This is a genomic window from Ignavibacteriales bacterium (genome assembly GCA_026390795.1).
Lineage (GTDB): Bacteria > Bacteroidota > Ignavibacteria > Ignavibacteriales > Melioribacteraceae > Fen-1258.
Genome location: JAPLFG010000003.1, coordinates 66832 through 86309 on the forward strand (window position 1 = coordinate 66832; position 19478 = coordinate 86309).

The 19478-nt window shown below is 36.7% G+C and carries 13 protein-coding genes; all 13 read right to left on the reverse strand.

Annotated elements, in window-relative coordinates; translation table 11 throughout:
- Positions 1–44 precede the first annotated feature (44 nt).
- The 13 genes from NTX65_03910 to NTX65_03970 all read right to left on the reverse strand — a co-directional run bounded on the left by NTX65_03910 (position 45) and on the right by NTX65_03970 (position 19452).
- Positions 45–1187 (reverse strand): galactose mutarotase, encoded by a 1143-nt coding sequence (locus NTX65_03910; GenBank protein ID MCX6168460.1) that lies wholly within the window; start codon positions 1185–1187, stop codon positions 45–47.
- 577 nt (positions 1188–1764) lie between these two features.
- Entirely contained in the window at positions 1765–2286 is a 522-nt protein-coding gene (locus NTX65_03915; protein ID MCX6168461.1) for an FGGY-family carbohydrate kinase, read from the reverse strand.
- Between the two features lie 209 nt (positions 2287–2495).
- Entirely contained in the window at positions 2496–2735 is a 240-nt protein-coding gene (locus tag NTX65_03920) for an FGGY family carbohydrate kinase (protein MCX6168462.1), read from the reverse strand.
- Positions 2736–2860: 125 nt separating this feature from the next.
- Complete coding sequence (locus NTX65_03925) at positions 2861–3019, reverse strand: hypothetical protein (protein ID MCX6168463.1); 159 nt, start codon at positions 3017–3019, stop codon at positions 2861–2863.
- 717 nt (positions 3020–3736) lie between these two features.
- On the reverse strand, positions 3737–5068 hold the full coding sequence (locus tag NTX65_03930) for an MFS transporter (protein MCX6168464.1): 1332 nt from the start codon (positions 5066–5068) through the stop codon (positions 3737–3739).
- A gap of 85 nt (positions 5069–5153) precedes the next feature.
- Positions 5154–6236 carry a hypothetical protein gene (locus NTX65_03935; protein MCX6168465.1) on the reverse strand — a complete coding sequence of 361 codons (1083 nt, stop codon included), beginning with the start codon at positions 6234–6236 and terminating at the stop codon, positions 5154–5156.
- Between the two features lie 123 nt (positions 6237–6359).
- The gene (locus NTX65_03940) at positions 6360–7526 is read right to left on the reverse strand and encodes a sialidase family protein (GenBank protein ID MCX6168466.1); all 1167 of its coding nucleotides are present in this window, start codon (positions 7524–7526) and stop codon (positions 6360–6362) included.
- 29 nt (positions 7527–7555) lie between these two features.
- Positions 7556–8320 carry an SDR family oxidoreductase gene (locus NTX65_03945; GenBank protein ID MCX6168467.1) on the reverse strand — a complete coding sequence of 255 codons (765 nt, stop codon included), beginning with the start codon at positions 8318–8320 and terminating at the stop codon, positions 7556–7558.
- Positions 8321–8390: 70 nt separating this feature from the next.
- On the reverse strand, positions 8391–10421 hold the full coding sequence (tkt, locus tag NTX65_03950; GenBank protein MCX6168468.1) for a transketolase: 2031 nt from the start codon (positions 10419–10421) through the stop codon (positions 8391–8393).
- A gap of 42 nt (positions 10422–10463) precedes the next feature.
- Entirely contained in the window at positions 10464–12053 is a 1590-nt protein-coding gene (locus NTX65_03955) for a sodium/solute symporter (GenBank protein ID MCX6168469.1), read from the reverse strand.
- A 52-nt stretch (positions 12054–12105) separates the two neighbouring features.
- Positions 12106–13773 carry a right-handed parallel beta-helix repeat-containing protein gene (locus NTX65_03960; GenBank protein MCX6168470.1) on the reverse strand — a complete coding sequence of 556 codons (1668 nt, stop codon included), beginning with the start codon at positions 13771–13773 and terminating at the stop codon, positions 12106–12108.
- Positions 13774–13809: 36 nt separating this feature from the next.
- Positions 13810–16632, reverse strand: coding sequence for a VCBS repeat-containing protein (locus NTX65_03965; protein MCX6168471.1), 2823 nt, complete (start codon positions 16630–16632; stop codon positions 13810–13812).
- A gap of 30 nt (positions 16633–16662) precedes the next feature.
- Positions 16663–19452, reverse strand: coding sequence for a VCBS repeat-containing protein (locus tag NTX65_03970; protein MCX6168472.1), 2790 nt, complete (start codon positions 19450–19452; stop codon positions 16663–16665).
- Between the last annotated feature and the right edge of the window lie 26 nt (positions 19453–19478).

The window sequence follows — 19478 nt, forward strand, 5'->3', positions numbered from 1 at the left end:
ACACCTCATTTTTTTATTAATTGATTTGGTGTTTTATCAAAAGATTACTTCGCTGAAAATTTATAAATAGTTGTTTGATGATAAACTTTATCTGGGGTTAAAACGGCACTCGGCCACTCGGGCTTGTTTGGCGAATCGGGGAAGCATTGAGCTTCCAGACATAAACCGGTTCTCTTCTGATACATGATTCCATTTTTTCCTTTAACCGAACCATCAAGAAAATTTCCGCAATAAAATTGCAGTCCGGGCTGATCAGTAAAAACTTCCATAAATCTCCCACTCTCACGTTCATATAGATCGGCACACTTGAAAATTTTTTCTTGATGTTTGTTCAGCACCCAGTTGTGGTCATAACCTCCCCCGAATTTTAACTGCTCAAAATTAGATTCAATATCGCGACCTATTTTTTTTGCATAATGAAAATCCATTGGAGTATTAGTCACCGATTCAAATTTACCGGTTGTTATCAATCCGGCATCGACAGGTGTAAAGTTTGCGGCGTCAATCATCAGTTCATTATCAAGTATTGTTTTATTAGGATCACCCGAAAGATTAAAATATGAATGATGTGTTGGATTTAGAATTGTAGTTTTATCAGTTGTACCGGTATAACTTATTCGCAATTCATTTTCATTCGTCAAATCATAAACAACAGTTAGTTCTACTTTACCGGGATATCCTTCTTCCCCATCCATACTCACGTATTTTAAAGAGATCGAAGCGCCACTCGGAGTTTCATCAACACCGCTGACAGTCCATAATTTTTTGTTAAATCCTTCTACACCACCGTGAAGATGATTTTCACCGTTGTTAATCGAAAGCTGATATTCTTTACCGTCTAACTTGAATTTCCCTTTACCGATTCTATTACCGTACCTGCCCACGATTGCACCAAAGTACGATGTGCCTTCAATATACCCTTCTAAATTATCGTACCCAAGCACAACATCTTCATACTTGCCATTTTTATCCGGGGCGGTTAAAGAGACAACAGTAGCACCGTAAGAAATTATTTTTGCTTCCATTCCATTGACATTTCTCAGTGTATAGGAGAACACTTCCGTACCATTGGCTAGTTTACCAAATAATTTTTTTTCAACCATTGAATGATCCTTATTGTTCGATTGACAAGAGATAAAAACTATGAAAACGGTAAGAAGAGAAAATGCTATGATTCTTTTAGTCATAACTGTCTTCCTTATATGATTATTTGTGGAATGCATTATAAATGAGATGAAAAGTTATGAAATGCCTTTTCACATCTTTTAATAACTATTTTGTGAAAACACAATACTTAATTATGAAGAAATATAATTATTATCAACACTTCACATTTAGTTTTCTGAATTTTCAAAAACCAAAATACTTTTTTCAAATAGGAAGATTCAGATCTTAAATTTTTATTTATTATTTAAGTATCATATTTGAACCATTCAAGAGCTTTAGAATTTCTCTTCAATAGGTTCTAATTTTGTAGCGAGTAAGTTAAAGACAAATAAAGCAACTAAATAAGCTGAGCCGGAAAGAACAAATAAATTAAATGGCTTTCAGTTAACAGAATAATTTTAATTTATTTTGCCAGCAATCATAAGTATCCAAAGTAATATCAATCTCTTTTGCCTGGGGAACTACCTCTCCTACTTTATTTAAAGAATGAAAAGTATCTTGAAAAGATTTATAATATCCGGCACCGTATGCGGCTCCTCGTGCGGCGCCCTGTGCCCCGTCTGTATTGTATAATTCTATTAATGCGCATGTAACATTCTATAAAGTTTGCCGCAAAATCGGGCTAAGAAACATATTCACATTTCCTGCGCGAATAACATTAATGTTCAACCCCATTTCTTTCATAATATCGACACCATATTTCAATGAAAATGCAATCCCTTCCTGTGCGGCTCTGAACAGATGTTCTTTTGTATGTCTATTAAAATCTATTCCAAGAATCTGCCCTTTGATGTTTTTATTCTGCAAAACACGTTCCGAGCCGTTACCGAATGGAACCACGAAAATTCCTTCCGAGCCAACCGCTATATTACTCGCTAATTTATTTATTGCATCATACGATAAATCACTGGCAAATTGTTTTCTTATCCATGAATTTTGGATGCCTGTCCCGTTTATACAGAGTAGCACTCCATAACTCGGTTGTTCAATTGTATAATTTACATGGGCAAATTGATTCACACGTGAAAGTTTATCGAAATTGATTTTATCAATCACACCATAGATGACGCCGAAAGTTCCAGCCGTAGCTGCAATTTCTCCGGCTTTGAGAACATTCAAAGAGAACGCGTTATTAGGTTGGTCACCCGCCCGATATGATACGACTGTTCCAACTTTTAGACCAAGTTCTTCTGCGACATGAGAATTAATTTTCCCTTGAATGGAAAATGTTGGATGAATATCCGGAAGAATATTTTCATTAACTTCCTACTGATCGAGTAATTTATTAGAGACACAATGATTTTTAAAATCTCAGAATATACCCTCACTTAGCCCGGAAATAGTTGTACTAATTTCATTGCTATAAAGTCGCCCGGAAGCATTGCTTTATGAATTTGAGAATAAATTCCGGGTTCATTTTCCTTTACCCATCTAAGCTTCGAAGCGGTAAAATTTCCGGGAGAGTTCAATAAATTATTCAAACAATAATTACTTCCAATTATTTCAAAAGCGTTATTGCCGATTTCAACTGCGCGACTATCGCACCAAATTATTGATGGACGCAACACATTTTGATTTTTTCTATTAATATGAGTCCATGCATTTGATTGGAGATTCCTATCGGAACAATTTTGCTTGAATTAATATTGTTGATTCTTAACAATCGTTTTGTGAGAATCTTTACATTCTCCCATCACAAATTTGGATCTTGTTCCGCACAGCCGGGGTTGGGAGAATTAATTTTCATTTCATCAGCAGGATAAAAATCTTCAGCGATTATTTTGCCGTTATCAATTTCTAGTATACAACACTTGATAAACGAACTTCCGATATCATAGCCGATACTAAACATAAATCCCTCAACAGAAACTTAATTACCCCGATTTAAATGATGAAATTCATTTTCGATTACTTGATGGTTTGTATTATGCATCAATATAATTAATTGCATATTTACATTTTGAAAATTGGTAATTCGACTTCGGAGGATGGTCTTAAACATTGAAATTGTTCTTGGTAGTTTTTGCTTTGTAATAGAAGTATCCTTCTATTGCTCATGCACCAAAGCTAATTGATGACACCTTCCAGCCTGTCCGTCCAAGTTCACGATATTTCATGTTATTCTTCCTCTTTAAAGATAGCATTGCAAAAATTATTTTTGTATCAATCTATGAACGGATTCAAAAGTGAACTCGCAACAAATATAATGAATTCAAAATAAAATCAATATCCTTAGTCTTTTGTAATTAACAGGAGACATTAGAAATCGCCATCACTGAATAATTTAAAAATCATTTTCTATTCATGCAGATTTATTTTTGATAATATTAATTTGTTGAAACTGTAAAGTAAAACCAAAAACTTCAGATACCGTATTTAAGTGCGATAAGGAAGTTTCTATTTTTGTGGTCGGTGAGTCTTGGAGTCTCATCCACTTAATAAATGCTTGGAGGTTAATTCATAAATGTAAACTTTTGAAGAGTTGTAAACATTTTGTCATCAAGCCAACTCAATTACACATACTAAGCAGACAACAAAGAAAGTTTTATGAATTGGTTGAGCCTGATTGTTAATCATTTTGTCTGAAAGAAGTTTTGAATATGGCCTTATTTTTCCGAGCAACTAATAATACTAGTCCCGCAGAAATAGTAGATGCCGTTGCGATAACCAAACCAACATACATTTGATTATGAAAATTGTCACGTATCCAACCAACAACATATGGACTAACAAATCCGCCGAGATTGCCGACTGAATTAATCCATGCAATTCCTGCAGCAGCGGCTGTGCCGGATAATAGTGATGTAGGCAAAGCCCAGAATGTTGAAAGGCCAGATAAGATACCCGCCGTAGCTAAAGCCAAAACAGCTACACTTACAATAACTGGTAAATTTTGAATTCCACTTATAATTAAAAAGATCGCTGCTATTATGCTGGCTATTGCTACATGCCAACGACGTTCTCCGGTTTTATCTGAATGATGAGCCCAAACGACCATTGCTACAGCACCAAATCCCCATGGAATAATTGATATTAATCCGATTTGCCATGGATCAGTTGTAATATTATCTTTTATCAACTGGGGCATCCAAAAACCGATATAATAATTGCTCATCATGAAACCGAAGTAAACGAAACACAGCAACCATACTTTTGAACTTTTGAATATATCTATTAATCGATGACGATCTTTTTCTGCTTTGCTTTTATTTTTTTCATCTTTATCCAAATTATTTAAAAGTAAATTTCGCTCATCATCTTTCAGCCATTTTGCACTCTGAGGTCCATCATCAAGGAAATATAATGCAACAATTCCAACTATTACAGATGGAATTCCCTCAATTAAAAAGAGCCATTGCCAATTAGTTAGTCCATATAATGTAGAAAATTTTGACATAATCCATCCGGACATTGGACTTCCGAAAGCACCGGATAATGCAATCGCACTCATGAACGCCGCAACCATTTTTGCTCTATACTTATCTGTATACCAAAATGTTAGGTAAAGAACAACACCCGGGAAAAAACCAGACTCAACAATTCCGAGTAAAAACCTTAATAGATAAAAACCGAAGGGACTTTTTACTAACATCATTGAAGAAGAAACAATACCCCATATAATCATAATTGGACCGATCCAAAAACGAGCGCCAATTTTTTTTAACATTATGTTACTAGGAACTTCGAAAAAGAAATATCCGATAAAGAATAATCCCATGCCGGCACCAAAAACTGTATCGCTCATACCTAAGTCTTGCTGCATTTGCAATCTTGCAAAGCTCACATTCACTCTATCTACATATGCAAGAATGTAACAAAGGAAGAGAAATGGAATTAATCTTCTTGTTACTTTACTATATGTTGATTTCTCAAAGTCGTCGCGATTTTCCAAACTATTCAAGGCAGTCTCCAATATCATGGATTGTTTAATTTACGGGCAATTATTATACTTAATTAAAACAGGAAACATTCACGCGGCATAGTCATCAATTTTTTAATTTGGGCAATAATTCTTTTGCTTCGGTTAAGCTTTTTACAACCGGCTGTAAGCACAATCCGCGAACAGATAATTGATTTTTCAGTTGATCAAAATCCTCTTTATCAAATTGACCTTTTACTATCAATGGTTTTCCTGCTTCCTGAATTTTATGTAAGGCAGGAAGAATATCTTTCAGAATAGTAGTGCCTGGGTCTTTAGTTATTTGAAATGCTCGTATAGTGGATACCTCAAGGAAATGATCAATTAAATGAAGTGAAGATGAATGCAAGTGAATTAGAGTATAATTTGAAATACCGGCAAGCCGTATATCGAGTGGTTTAAGAAATTCATTATAAAGTTCCGGTGAGTAGAGAGTTGAGAAATCTTCTTGTATTCGAATCGCTGGTTCAGGTGCCCATATTTCATATTGACCGATAACATAACCATCATGAAATTTTGGGATTATGCCAATTTGCATTTTCAGAAAGCGCTCAAGTTGATCAGTTAGATAACCAAGTAAATTATGCATCGCTTCCGGATTATCAAGAAGGGCAATAGCTGAATTTTCTGCACCTACTAAAGCACAGGCGAGATCAGACGGTCCTCTTAGTATCGATTGGGCAACCGGATAATTTTTAGAAAACGCGTTTTCATAGACACGAATAAAATCAAAATATTTTTTTACCCACAGATTATCAGCATTTAATGGAACTAGTTCTAGTGAATCTATATTATCATTGATTTCTTTACTTTTCATCGATGCTTCAGTTGAAAAAATCGGACAGCCAAGAATTGCTTCCATCCAGGGAACAGATGCTAAAGGCATGGCCGATCTGCATACATCATCGTTTATTTGCTCAGATAATTCCAAATAACGAAGTTGATCTTCCACGAAATCAGCCGGATTGATATCATCGGGTTTGATTTCACCACGGTTAAGAAGTGATTGCGCAGCTTTGTTGTACTGCCAGTAACTCCATGAATCTAAACCAGCACCAACAGTAAAAGCAATCAAAGGACTCTTAACATTCTTCAATGACCAAAACGATAAATGTCTTTCTTTAAACTCTGTAAAATCTCGCTGTTTCAAATAATACCTACACAATATTTAGAAAGTCAGATTAATTTATTTCTATTCGTCGATCGCCAAAAATTTATTTCCAATGCAAAATCGTCTTGGATTTTATTATTCTTTGCATACCGTATTAAACTACTACCGCCTTTCAATTTTAAAATAGGAGCCATAAATTATTTTCTGATTACCCTCTTTCACTTCGTGATAAACCTGGATTACATTTTGTTCGGTCTCAACAATGAAATTGTAATCATCTGAAGTAGCAAATTGAAAAGCTCCTTTCCAAGTAATACCATTATCATCTGAAAAAATTAACCAGTTACCCGGCCGACTGTAAGTGCAAACAATAATTCCATTTTCAAGAGTAACTGCATTCGGGCACACACCTCTATCTGCAATTTGAGCAGGTGGTGACCATGATTTTCCATTGTCTGTTGATCTGGAACAATAAAGAGGTGTGGGAAACAAATTAACAGCTTTACCATTTCTTCCCCCGCTTCTCATTAGACAAAGTAAATCTCCGTTCGCCGCTCTTACAATATCAGCTTCTCTAAAACCTTCTTGAGTAATAGCCGGAACTATAGATGTAGCACTCGCATATTTACCAAGTAAGGGATGATTATCCTCTATCCCGCGTCCCAGCATTTTATCATAAGCAACAAGAACATTATTTTCCCAACTACTGCCTTTGTCTTTTGAAAAAACAACTATCGTTCTATACTTACGCTGATTTAATTCCGGTGGATATCCATCGCAGTAAATATTATCGCCTTCATAGTTGCCGTACATTGTACCTATTAATGTCCCATCATCAAGCTTTAAAATTCCATGATGGAATATAAACCCGTCTTTAATACTCCCGTCACCAGTTACTGTAAATGATGAATTAGGAATGTCAAGAACGGATTCTTCATTCACTACTGTTTTCCAATTATCAATAGACCTCTGCAACTTCAACGTAAATTTTCCATCCGGTCGTTTAATCGAATTCGGCTGAACACAAATTATTTCTCCATTTCCTAAATCAACTGTATTTCTTGCGTTTGGTCCCGGACCTCCTTCCACCCACGTATGGCCTTTATCAGAAGACCATTTTACATCCTTCCCAGTACCTAATACAATTCGTCCATCCTTAAACTGGAATACAGTTGCAGTTGTTGGACCAGGTATTCTAATAGATTCTCCTTTTTCTATACTAATTCCTTCAACTTTCGGTATCGAAAATTGATATTGTTGCGCCTTGGTTTCCGCAAACAATATGATAAAGAAGAATGCGGAAAGAATTAAGGATGAGATCTTATTCATAACAACTCATTATATTTTTGAATTAAATGTCAGACACAGGACGTCATACCACCATCAACGTAAATTAATTGACCGTTCACGTAGCTTGAGGCTTTAGAGGAAAGATAGATAAGCGCACCTACTAACTCTTCCGGATCGCCCCATCTGTTGGCAGGTGTTCTGCCGCAAAGCCAGGCATCGAATTTTACATCTTCATAAAGTGCTTTTGTCATTTCGGTTTTAAAATAACCCGGTGATATTCCATTGACTTGTATATCATACTTTCCCCAATCGGTTGCCATACCGCGAGTCAGATTTCTTAATCCGCCCTTCGATGCAGTATAAGGAGCTATTGAAGGCCGCGCCAGATCACTTTGTATCGAGCAAATATTAATAATTTTTCCCGATTTTTTTACAATCATTTTTTTTACTACCGCTTTACTCACAAGAAAAGCGGATGTTAAATTTATATTTAATATTTTTTGCCAATCTGTATAATTAAAATCTTCAAGAGGACCTCTAATTTGAATGCCGGCATTATTTACTAAAATATCTACTATTCCAATTTCTTTTTGAATTTTTTGAACATTCTGGTTTATATCGTCTTCTTTCGTAACGTCAAATACAAAACCATACGCAGAGAATCCTTCAGCCCGTAATTTTTCAACAGCCGATTTAAGTCTTTCTTCTACAATATCATTCAGTATTACTGTACATCCTGCTTTAGCTAATCCTTTAGCTAAAGTGAAACCAATTCCCTGCCCGCTTCCGGTTACCAAAGCAATTTTTCCAGATACATCAAATAGGTTATTCATTTTTTTCTCCGGTTCTTTTCAAAATAAATATTCATTAAATAATTTTTGAATTTTCATTAGCTATAAGACTCTACGAATTATTAATAATTTTTTCTGTAACAACAGAAAGAGATCGCCTGATTCTGCTATATATTTTTTCAGCAGTAAAACCGAAATGATCTGCTAATACAGATTCAGGAGCAGAAGCACCGAATGTTTCTTGAGAGATTATCAATCCGTTTTGACCTACAAACTTTTGCCAGCCCAATCCTACGCCAGCTTCTACGCTTACTTTTAAATTGGCTTTTCCATAAAGAATTGAATTCTTGTAATCTTCATTCTGCTTGTCAAATAATTCCCAACTTGGTACAGAAATAACTCGAACAGAGTAACCATCTTCCTCTAACATTTTTGCTGCAACAAAAGATGGATTGATTTCTGAACCTGTCGCAAAAATTTCTATCTGAACAAGTGAATCTTTCTCGCCATATAAAATATATGCCCCGCGTTTTAAACCATTACGTGCTTTTTCTTTTGTTATTTTATTAACCGAGGAAAGTACTGGCTGACGTGTAAAACATAATGCAACAGGACCGTCATTAAATTCAAGTGCTGTTGACCACGCTGCTTTAGATTCATTTTCATCGCCAGGTCTTATTGTTACTAAATTTGGGATAAGGCGTAAAGACATTAAATGTTCAACCGGCTGATGTGTAGGACCATCCTGGCCAATTAAGATCGAATCATGTGAATAGACATAGATTACCCTTTGTTTCATTAGTGCAGTCATTCGAATGGCATTCCTCATATAATCGGAGAACACCAAGAAAGTTCCTATCACCGGTTGAATCATACCATATAATTGCATTCCATAAGCGGCAGCGGCCATACTAAATTCACGAACACCAAATTTAATTTGCTGCCGGTCCCAATTGTTTTTATTTACAATCCTATTGCCTGGAAGCCATGTTAAATCTACGCTGGCAACATCAGCAGAGATCGAAATAAGAAATGGAAGCATTTCTGCAATTTTTGCAATGATCGTTTCATTATATTTTCGTGTCGGTAAATCTGATTCCATTTTCAAATTCCAGATTTGTTCTCCAAAGTCATCTGGTAGTTTTTTCTCTGAAAATACTTTCCATGTTTTTGATTTAATTGGATCGTTAAGAATCAATTTCGAAAAGAGTTCATTCCATTTTTTTTCATACTCAATAAACTGCGGTAGAGAATTCAAAAAATATTCTTTGACTTCATCTGGTACGTAAAAACGGGTATCTGGCCAGCCGATCTCTTTTTTAAATTCTTTCATCTCATCGGGATCGAGAAACTTTCCATGTATTGAATTTGTGCCTTGTCTTGAAGTAGAATGTTTTCCAATAATAGTTTGGGCAATTATCAAACTCGGTTTTTCCTTTTCAGTTCTTACATCATTAAAGACCACTTCCATCTGATCAAAGTCATATCCGTCAATCCGGTATACATTAAAACCATATGCTTCATATCGTTTAGCTACATCTTCATTAAAACATTCAGATGTAGGACCATCCAGACACACATTGTTGGAATCATAGATTATTACAAGGTTATTCAATCCAAGATTACCAGCAAGACTACCCGCCTCAGAACTTATTCCTTCCATCATGCAACCATCACCGGCAAGGACAAATATTTTTGAGTTAAATAATTCATTACCGAATCTTGCCGATAGTAATTTCTGCGCTATTGCCATTCCAGTTGCAGCACCAATTCCCTGCCCTAATGGGCCTGTAGTTGTTTCAACGCCTTGTGTAATTCCATATTCAGGATGACCAGGAGTTTTTGAATTGAGCAGACGAAAATTTTTAATATCATCCAGACTCAAATCATAACCGCATAGATGAAGTAACGCATATTGAAGCATTGATCCATGGCCGGCTGAGAGTATAAATCTATCTCTTCCCATCCAATTAGGATTTTTAGGATTATGTTTCATCACTTTTGTAAATAGAAAAGCACCAATCTCAGCAGCTCCTAGAGGCAATCCGGGATGACCGGACTGCTGTTTTTCAATCGCATCTGCAGAAAGAGCACGTACAGTATGTGATATTTTTTGTAATATGTTTTTTTCTTCTTTTAGCATTATTTTCTCAGTAACAGATTAAGTAGTTGTTCATTTATTTTTTTAGAGATTATTATTTCTCATAACATTTCGAAATGTGTAATTCAGATTTTCCTCGTTGTTTTTACCGATGAAGAAACTCAGTACAAGTCCAAGAACTAAGGTGGCGAAGAATGAAATAGCCGCAGGCCATAGGACGCCCACTGAGAATGCGTCTATTCCCCATTTTTTACCAAATACTAAAAGGGAGCCGAAAAGAAATCCAAGAAAACCTCCGATCAATGTAGCTGGTGCTGTTGCTCTTTTAGAGAACATACCTAAAATAAATACTCCAAATAACGGTCCAGTAAACATGTTTATAAGTTTTTGTGAGTAGTCGAAGATGTTACCCATTTCTCCTACAAAGCAAGCGCCGATTGTAACTATTAATCCAAGAATGAGTGACGAATATCTTGCAATTTTTAAACGACGATCTCTCTCTTCATTTGATACTTCACCGGCATCAAGATTATATACTTTTAATTTATACCGCCCGTAAAAGTCATTTAGTATTGCAGCGATGCTTGAGTTTATTCCGGAATTTAGACTCGACATGGACGCGCCGTAAATAGCAGCAACCATTAAACCGGTAACACCAACAGGCATGACGTTTGCGATAAAGTATGGGAAGATGTTATCGATGGCCAATGTTTTAGGAAAGTTTAAATGGATCGCAACTGCATACAATCCAAATCCGATGAAAGTAACTAAAACTATATATAATAGATAAGCATAGGCATTGGTTAAAAATCCTTTTTTACTTTCCGCCAATGATTTTCCGGTTAAATAGGTTTGGACCATCGCCTGGTCCACACAGTAGTTTCCCATTTTTTGAACTGAATAAGTAATTATAAGTGAGACAATTGTAATGTCTGTTACTAAATAGAGTCTTATCTTACCAAATAGACCTGCGTCGTCGAAACCGGGAATATTAGCAGTTAGATTTGTCTTTCCTGCAGCGACAAGCATAGACCATACTTCAGAAATACCACCGGGTACCGCGGTAAATACTAAGATAACAGCGAGTATCATTCCCGCAAACATTACAAACGAATGAATTACGTTGGACCACATAGTAGCTTTCATACCGCCAAGTGCTGTAGTTATAGTGGTTATGAGTCCCATAACCAGAATAGATGGGATAAGCGGAATTTTTCCGTTTGTTACAACACTTAGCACCATGGAAGGAACGTAGATAATTGCAGCCATCCATGTAAGACGCCATAAAATAAATATAGCGCTCGCCAATGCACGGACTTCAGTATTAAATCTTCTTTCCAGATATTCATAAGCAGTTACAACTTTCAGTTTGTGATAAAAAGGAATGAAAATCTTGACAACTACCGGATATGAAATTGGAATTGCCAGCGCCATCCATAACATTATCAGTCCATATTTGTATGAACCCGCTGGAAATGCCATGTAACCAATCGCACTTGTTAATGTAGCCAGAAGCGACATACCAACTGGAAACCAACTCATTGTTCTTCCAGCAAGTAAAAAATCATTTGTCGATTTCTGTCGTTTATACATATAAAGACCAAATCCGATAATCCCAAACACATAAGTAAAAGCTATAACTGCATCAATCGTTGTAAATCCGCTAGACTGCATAAAATTACTCCTGTTAATTATTTGTTTTCCAAAAATTCACTTCCCATCTCCATTATTTTTGCATTTCGTAATTAGGGAGAATCTCAAAGTTAGAATTATCGGCGGTTTTTTCTGATACATTCCCCCATACATTAAATTTATTTTTATCAACTTTACAAACAACACTCCAGAAGTCTCCAATTCGTATTGTTCTACCTAACAAGGTCTGAGCATTTTCGATATTTTTGGTTTCAATTATTGTTTGGAAAATTTTTCCATCGAATGAATTCTTTACAATATCTCCGGTTATGCTTTTATTATTGATACCAATTTGCTTATATGAATTGTCTTTACCGGTAACCTGTTCATTCACATTATTATTATTTACAGTAATTGTTTCATTCTTTCTTAATTCAATTCCAATCTTACCTTCATTTTCAAGAATGATATTCTTCTCTATTAAAGAAGGAACGAAATAGCTGAAATTATTTGAATACTTGATGCTGATTTTTCCTTTATTGTTCATTATAATATTATTCTTCAGTTCCATATAAGAATCAACACATTGTATAGCTCCGCCGGATTGATTGTTCACAATGATATTATCGGAAATAAGTGCACGCCCTTCTTTACTTAATCGAACACCACCCGCACCACCGTTCATGGTCCAGTTGCCTGCAATAAAATTGTTTGTAATAACCGCATGACTTAAATGCATTACATAAATACCGCCGGCATCGTCATCGGAAATATTTCCTACAATCCAATTGTCGTTAATCGTCGGATAGGAAAAATCTTCAACGTAAATAGCTCCCGCGTCGCTGTTTCCTTTAGCGCGGTTTGAAACAATAATATTATTTTCAATTATTGGTCTTGATTCATTCGAGCATGATATTGCACCTCCGTTACTGGTGCGGGACTGACTAATATCATTTACACCTGCCGTATTTTGAATGAAGACATTATTTCTAACTACTGCTCTTCCCGATCCTTCCATAAAATTGTTTTCAATTCTTTTATCCGTTGCATGTCTTTCTCTAAGCCAGCCGAAAAATGAAAGAGCGCCACCGTCACCGATTGAAGTTCTGTTATTATAAAAAATGTTATTTCGTATTGTTGGAATTCCATTATAACGACAAGCAATTCCTCCACCCATATTTCCTTTTTGATGAATTCTTGTGTAATTGAAATTTTCCGGTTCCATGACGTAATTATTTACTATAAAACAATTACTGATTTCGGGAGAAGTATCATCGCATAAAATTCCACCGCCATCGGAACGAGCTATTCCTTTTATAATTGAAACTCCGTCAATACGCGCATCATCTGCACCAACAGCAACTCGCCGGCTGTAATCACCGTCAAGAATTGTGGGATTCGCATGAATGTCCCGCTCCCATGATGTATTACTGAAACCGCCGAAAATATCTACGTACGATTTCATTTGTACTGTGCCATCCTTATAAATTCCCGCAGCGACAAGCAATGCTGTTACATTATCTTTTGAATTCTGGGTTATAATATTTAATGCGAATAGAATTGTACTCCACGGTTTAACCCGGGAGCCATTACCGTCTTTATCAGAGCCGTTAATTTGAGAGACATAAAAAACTTGTTTGTACTTTGCTAGATCCACTTTTTCAGTGGTTGGTCCAACTTTGGAAATATCTTTTGACTGACCGAATGAGTATCCGCAGATAAAATAAATTGCGAGAAAAATTATTAGAAGATTTTTTTTCATATGAATGCCACCATGTTTAATAAAAATTTTGTTCAACTAGTTTTTAAATTTGATTTCTACACTTTTTAGCACCGGCGTATCTGCACCATTATCCATATTAAACACCGCTCTGTATTGGAGCCACTTACCGGAAATATTTTTTATTTGTTTGTTTTGCGTTGTATAGTATGAATTAATCCCAGAAGGTCCTCGCCATTCTGCGCCTGCAAGATCCTTTTCGGAATCGGCTGAACGGAGTTGAAATTTAATTGAAGTTTTAGATGGAGTCTCTGCTTGCCAGTTAATGGAAACGGGTTTGGAATTATCTGAATTATATGTTGATGAAAAATAGCTGTACGTGTTTTTTCTATCTGAAATATTCCCAACGTCGACTCCCATGTTATAATGAGCGCCAACACTTGGTATCTTAAGTACGTTTTTATCTGAGAAACCATTTGGGCTTCCCCAGTATAAAAGCGAATTAGTGTGGTGATCGCTGTAATCATTTATTTCATCATAACTTCCGTCCGCACGATGGCAATAGAAAAAAATATCGTTAAATCCGTCATGATTAAAATCGCATATCAATGCGCCGGTGCCGCCATCGGTAGGAAATTTTAAAACGTTGTTGATGCTGAACCCATTTTTACTGCCGAGCAATACAGTTGAATACCAGCTTCGCTTTCCGTTGCCGCTGTAAAATGGACACGCCAGATCGAGCCAGCCGTCATTATTTACATCGCCGATTGTCATTGTTTTTGCTTGAACCGGGATTAGAATTGGAAGACCGAATTTGTGATTTTTATCTTGGTAATAGATGAGAACATTTTTATCGTGAGCAAAGGCAAGGTCCAATAATCCGTCTTTATTTAAGTCGGCAACACCCGCCATACCGGAGCCCTGACTGTTTTGAAGTTGTACTGAATTTTTAATGCTGTAGTTGCGTGTTCCATCTCCGTAAAAAATTGTTGCCAGTCCGCCTTTTTTCTGATTACCAAAAACAAGATCCAAAAAACTATCATTGTTGATATCGCATACAGTTGCCGCTCTGGTTAATTCAATCGGCAAAACGGTTCTATCTTCAACAGGCCATCCTTTGTCGCTTCCCCAATAAATAAATGATCCGTCGGTTACTTTGTCCGGCATATTAACCGGTGCGCCTCCGTTTGAGACTATTATGTCTAAGTAACCATTACGATCCAGATCAGCTACCTGAACACCAAGCCCATTGTAGCTTGGCAATCCAGACATATCCCATGTGCTGAATTTGTTTTCGTTGTTCCAATAGATATATACTTCATTTGCTACACGGTTAGTTTCTCCTCTATTTACCATTAGCACATCAACTTTTCCATCATCATTTAGATCGGCAAAAGCCTGCTCATAAGCTTCACGCCCCGGTAATTCAATTCTATGTTTTTCGTCAAAACTACCATCAGATTTTCCAAAGTATAAGTAAGAGGGATCGTAATCGCCGCGTGAATTTCCCATCATCGATGTAATTAGTATATCCGGATATCCGTCATTATTAAAATCGGCAATTGAATTTCCTTCAGCTCCGTGTTCATATAACGGTGTGCGTTTAGTTTCTTTAAATCCTTCCGGACCATTCCAATAAATAAAAGAAGGAACTTCATACGAATATTGTTCCTGATTATTACAGACTAAAAGATCAATCCATCCATCGTTATTTAAATCCGCGGCATTAGCTCCCCAAGCACCGATAGTTGGAATTGACTGTCTATTTTTATTACTGAATCCATTAGATGAACCGAAATAGAGATATGAATCTATTAGGCGGCTTGCAAGATTTGGATCGCCACTTAGAGAGTATTGATGGTTAGTAAAAAAGAGATCTGTAAAACCGTCTTTGTTGAAATCCGCTGCTACTACATCCTTTGCGTCGTAAGTTTCAAATACAATTCTTCTGTTACTATCAAACTTACCGTCTATGTTTGTATATGCATAGGAAGCAAAGCTATCCTCGCAGGCAAATACTAAATCCTGTGTTCCATTATTATCAACATCGGCAACTTTAACCGAAGAAGCTTTATCAGTCGGTAATTCGACAAAATTGTTTTCGTTATAACCATCTTTGCCTCCATAATAGATATAGGATGTTTTCCCTTCGCTGTTTGCAAATACAAGATCGAGCCAGCCATCATTGTTGAGGTCTGATGTAACTACATCTGTCGCACCATCTGTGGCAATGTCGGTGAAGTGTTCATTACTGTAACCATCTTTTCCGCCCCAATAAATTCTAGAGTTTGATGAACCCTTTTTATTTTTGTCACGGTATTCCCAGAATCCGCTTGAGAAAGCAAAGACGATATCCTTGTAACCGTCTTTATTAAAATCACCAACCGCAGCTTTTTGAGCAGATGAACTTTTTAATGATACTCTCTTTTTGAAAGGATAGAACGCCCATTCTCCTTTTTTCTTTTTGTAGTTTTTATCCAGGCCGCCGTAATAAATGAATGAGTCCATATTAGTCCAGGTGCCGTTTGAATAATTCGGCACAACAAGATCCATGTTACCGTCATTATCCAAATCATTCGCGGTAGCCCACATTGGACCATTAGCAGGAATATAGCTATGATTCTGTATGCTAAAGTCTTTGCCGTTACCCCAATAAATTGACATATCCAGTTTTTCGACTAACGAATGAGAGTTTACACAAAGAATGTCTACGTTCCCATCATTGTTTACATCCCAGCGATTGATTGCCTGAATGCGGCCGTTATGAGAAACATACATATTGGCCCCGGCATCACTAAAAGTACCCTTCGAAAAATCTTTAAAGCTGTTCTGCGTCCAGACATGCTGACCCAATAAAGTGCATGTACTTATCAATAATACGGTGAAAATCTTTTTAATCATTATTAGTGTTCCAACAAATTTTAATATTTATTATCTTTTTGAAAAAGCAATTTCTACAGATGTCAAATACGGTGTTGCTGCATCATTCGGTGTTATCAAACGAGCACAATACTGTATAAACTTTCCGTTCAATCCTTTAATCTCACTTCCGGTTTTTGTATACCATGAATTTGTACCAGAGGGACCTTGCCATTCTGCAGTTTGAATTTCATTCTCAGAATCTGCAACTCGAATTTGAAAATTTACAGATGTACCAAATGGTGTCTCTGCTTCCCATTTTATTGATGAAGGAATTTCATTTTTGCTTAGCTGATGAATGGAAGAAAAATAATCTTCATATAATCCTCTATCATAACTATTACCCGGATCCCGTAAATTAAGTCCGCTTGGTCCAACCGCCATGAATTCCGATCTGTTGTTTTTTGAAAAGCCATTCGGTCCGCCCCAATATAATAATGAAGGGCAAGTATGTCTGTGAGGTTCGGGTTCAATATAAGAACCTGCTCTACGGTGATCGCATATTAAAAGATCGAGCCAGCCGTCGCCGTCGAAATCCAATGCGCACGAACCGGATGAACCGTAAGTTTCAAGTTCGGTACGGTCGGTTTTAAATCCGTCTTTACTGCCCCAATAAATTAATGATGGACGATTTCCGCTGACTTCTCCGCCATAACTAGCCAGAAAAATATCAAGCCACCCGTCATTGTTAAAATCCGCAATACTATTCTGATAAGGCACATAAGATTTTATTTGAATCATGTTATTGTTATTATAACCATTTGGAGAACCGTAATAGATATAGGAAGTGGATTCGGTTCCATCGGGATTTCCTCTATGAGGCAAAAGCAGATCAATCCAACCGTCTTTATTAAAATCTGAACCCTGGATATACATTAGTTCATCATTACGCGGGAGTGTGAGATCAGTAAAACGGTCGTCCGAAAAACCATCCTTGCCGCCCCACCAGAATCTTACTTTACCAAATTCAAGTTGTCCCGCAATATCCAGCCAACCATCATTGTTTAAATCCATTAGAAGTGGTCCGCGCATTCTGTCTCTAGTAATATGCAATACACTTCTGTTCTTAAAACTGTAACCTTTTGCTGATCCCCAGAATATCGGGAATCCGTGTTTCTCCGGATTATTCAGATCGATACAACTTCCGCTGCCAAGAATATCCAAATAACCATCTCTATTTATATCGGCAATTCTAACACCGCCATAAGCAACTTTCATTGTTAAATTTGTCTGCTCATCGAATGTACCATCTTTGTTCCATTTTATTCCAAGTCCGCCCTGATCATGTTTTATGTTCGCAATAAATTTTTGCAAAGCCATTATTATATCAACATTGCCGTCATCGTCTAAGTCGGCAGATCCAAATCCGAAAATCTGATGAGTATTAAATTCGGTAATTCTTTCCTTAGAGAAATTTCGAGTTCCATCGCCCCAATAGAGTGTAGAGATTGCGGCACCGTCCTTCATATATCCGCTGTCATTAAAAAATATTAGATCGGGCAATCCATCATCGTTAACATCACCTATTGTGTTTGCTATTGATCCTTGGGTTGGTAATTGTGTGTGATTCTCAAACCGGAATGTCCCTTTGTCGTTCCAGTAAACATATGACAGCAAATCATTTTCATTGATCACATACTGATTACTAAAAACAATTTCAGGATAACCGTCATTATTTAAATCACCACAGCTAACTCCGCTGGCTCCAAGAGTTGGAAGAGCCAGAGGTTTGCGAGTTGAAAAATCTTTTCCATCAGAATAAAAAACGTAAGAATTAGTCCAAGTTGCGCCACCTTCAGTTTCAAGGTTAGCTGCAACAACATCATCAAATCCATCTTTATCTAAATCCAAAAGAGCAACATCGCTTGCATGACTTACCGGCAATAAAATTGAATCAGTTAATTCATAACTACCATTGCCTTTCCCCTTTAGAATCAAAACTCCATCTTTTGTACAGACTGCTATATCATATTTTCTATCTTTATTTATATCACCAATTACTACTGCCTCGCCTTTGACTTTCAGTGAAACCGCATTATTTATATTTTTAAATGCGTCTTTCGAAGACAACAACAAATACAAATTCTCTTTAGTTAAGAAAACAAGATCATCAATTCCGTCTCCATCAAGATCCTTAGAGGCTAATGCCACTGCACCTTGACCGCTATAAGCAATATCAGTATGATTATTTGCGCTGAATCCCGACGGTGAATTCCAATAGATAAAACTTTTACGCGGAACACTTTCATCTTCGTTATCACCATAGTACTGGCATCCGACTGCTAAATCCAACCATGAATCACCATTGAAATCTCCCGCAACTACTGCAGTACCTTCAGCTGCAGGCAATTCTGTTCTGTTACTGGGAGTAAAACCATTTTTAGTCCCGTAGTAAACCCATGTTGGAACTTTTGGAACATGACTATCGCGGTAATTTACAACCGCGAGATCATTCAAACCGTCTTTATTAAAGTCGGCAATCAAACCATCACGCGATCCGCCGCCCGGTAAATCTATCCGGGAGCGGGCATCAATATCAGTTCCATTATTCAAATAGATATATGTATTTTCTTTCTCGGTTTGACCATGACCGGCTGGCAGAAAGAAATCCAGGTTACCATCATTATTAAAATCCCATCTTGTAATAATCTGAATTCTTCCTTTGGCAGAGACGTAACAGTTGCTGCCGGCATCTAAAAATTGCCCCTCAGCAAAATCCATAAAATTATTTTGCTTCCAGACATTTTGCCCCATTAACAAGCAAGAAAAAAATAAAACAAATGTGATCGCTCTAGAAATCATTACCATATATTCCAAATAAATTTGTT

What these genes read in the sequence shown, in the direction of transcription:
- NTX65_03910 (MCX6168460.1), bottom strand. Translation starts at nt 1,187, where the DNA reads ATGACTAAAAGAATCATAGCATTTTCTCTTCTTACCGTTTTCATAGTT.
- NTX65_03940 (MCX6168466.1), bottom strand. Translation starts at nt 7,526, where the DNA reads ATGAATAAGATCTCATCCTTAATTCTTTCCGCATTCTTCTTTATCATA.
- tkt (MCX6168468.1), bottom strand. Translation starts at nt 10,421, where the DNA reads ATGCTAAAAGAAGAAAAAAACATATTACAAAAAATATCACATACTGTA.
- NTX65_03955 (MCX6168469.1), bottom strand. Translation starts at nt 12,053, where the DNA reads ATGCAGTCTAGCGGATTTACAACGATTGATGCAGTTATAGCTTTTACT.
- NTX65_03965 (MCX6168471.1), bottom strand. Translation starts at nt 16,632, where the DNA reads ATGATTAAAAAGATTTTCACCGTATTATTGATAAGTACATGCACTTTA.
- NTX65_03970 (MCX6168472.1), bottom strand. Translation starts at nt 19,452, where the DNA reads ATGATTTCTAGAGCGATCACATTTGTTTTATTTTTTTCTTGCTTGTTA.
- NTX65_03960 (MCX6168470.1), bottom strand. Translation starts at nt 13,773, where the DNA reads ATGAAAAAAAATCTTCTAATAATTTTTCTCGCAATTTATTTTATCTGC.
- NTX65_03925 (MCX6168463.1), bottom strand. Translation starts at nt 3,019, where the DNA reads ATGTTTAGTATCGGCTATGATATCGGAAGTTCGTTTATCAAGTGTTGT.
- NTX65_03945 (MCX6168467.1), bottom strand. Translation starts at nt 8,320, where the DNA reads ATGAATAACCTATTTGATGTATCTGGAAAAATTGCTTTGGTAACCGGA.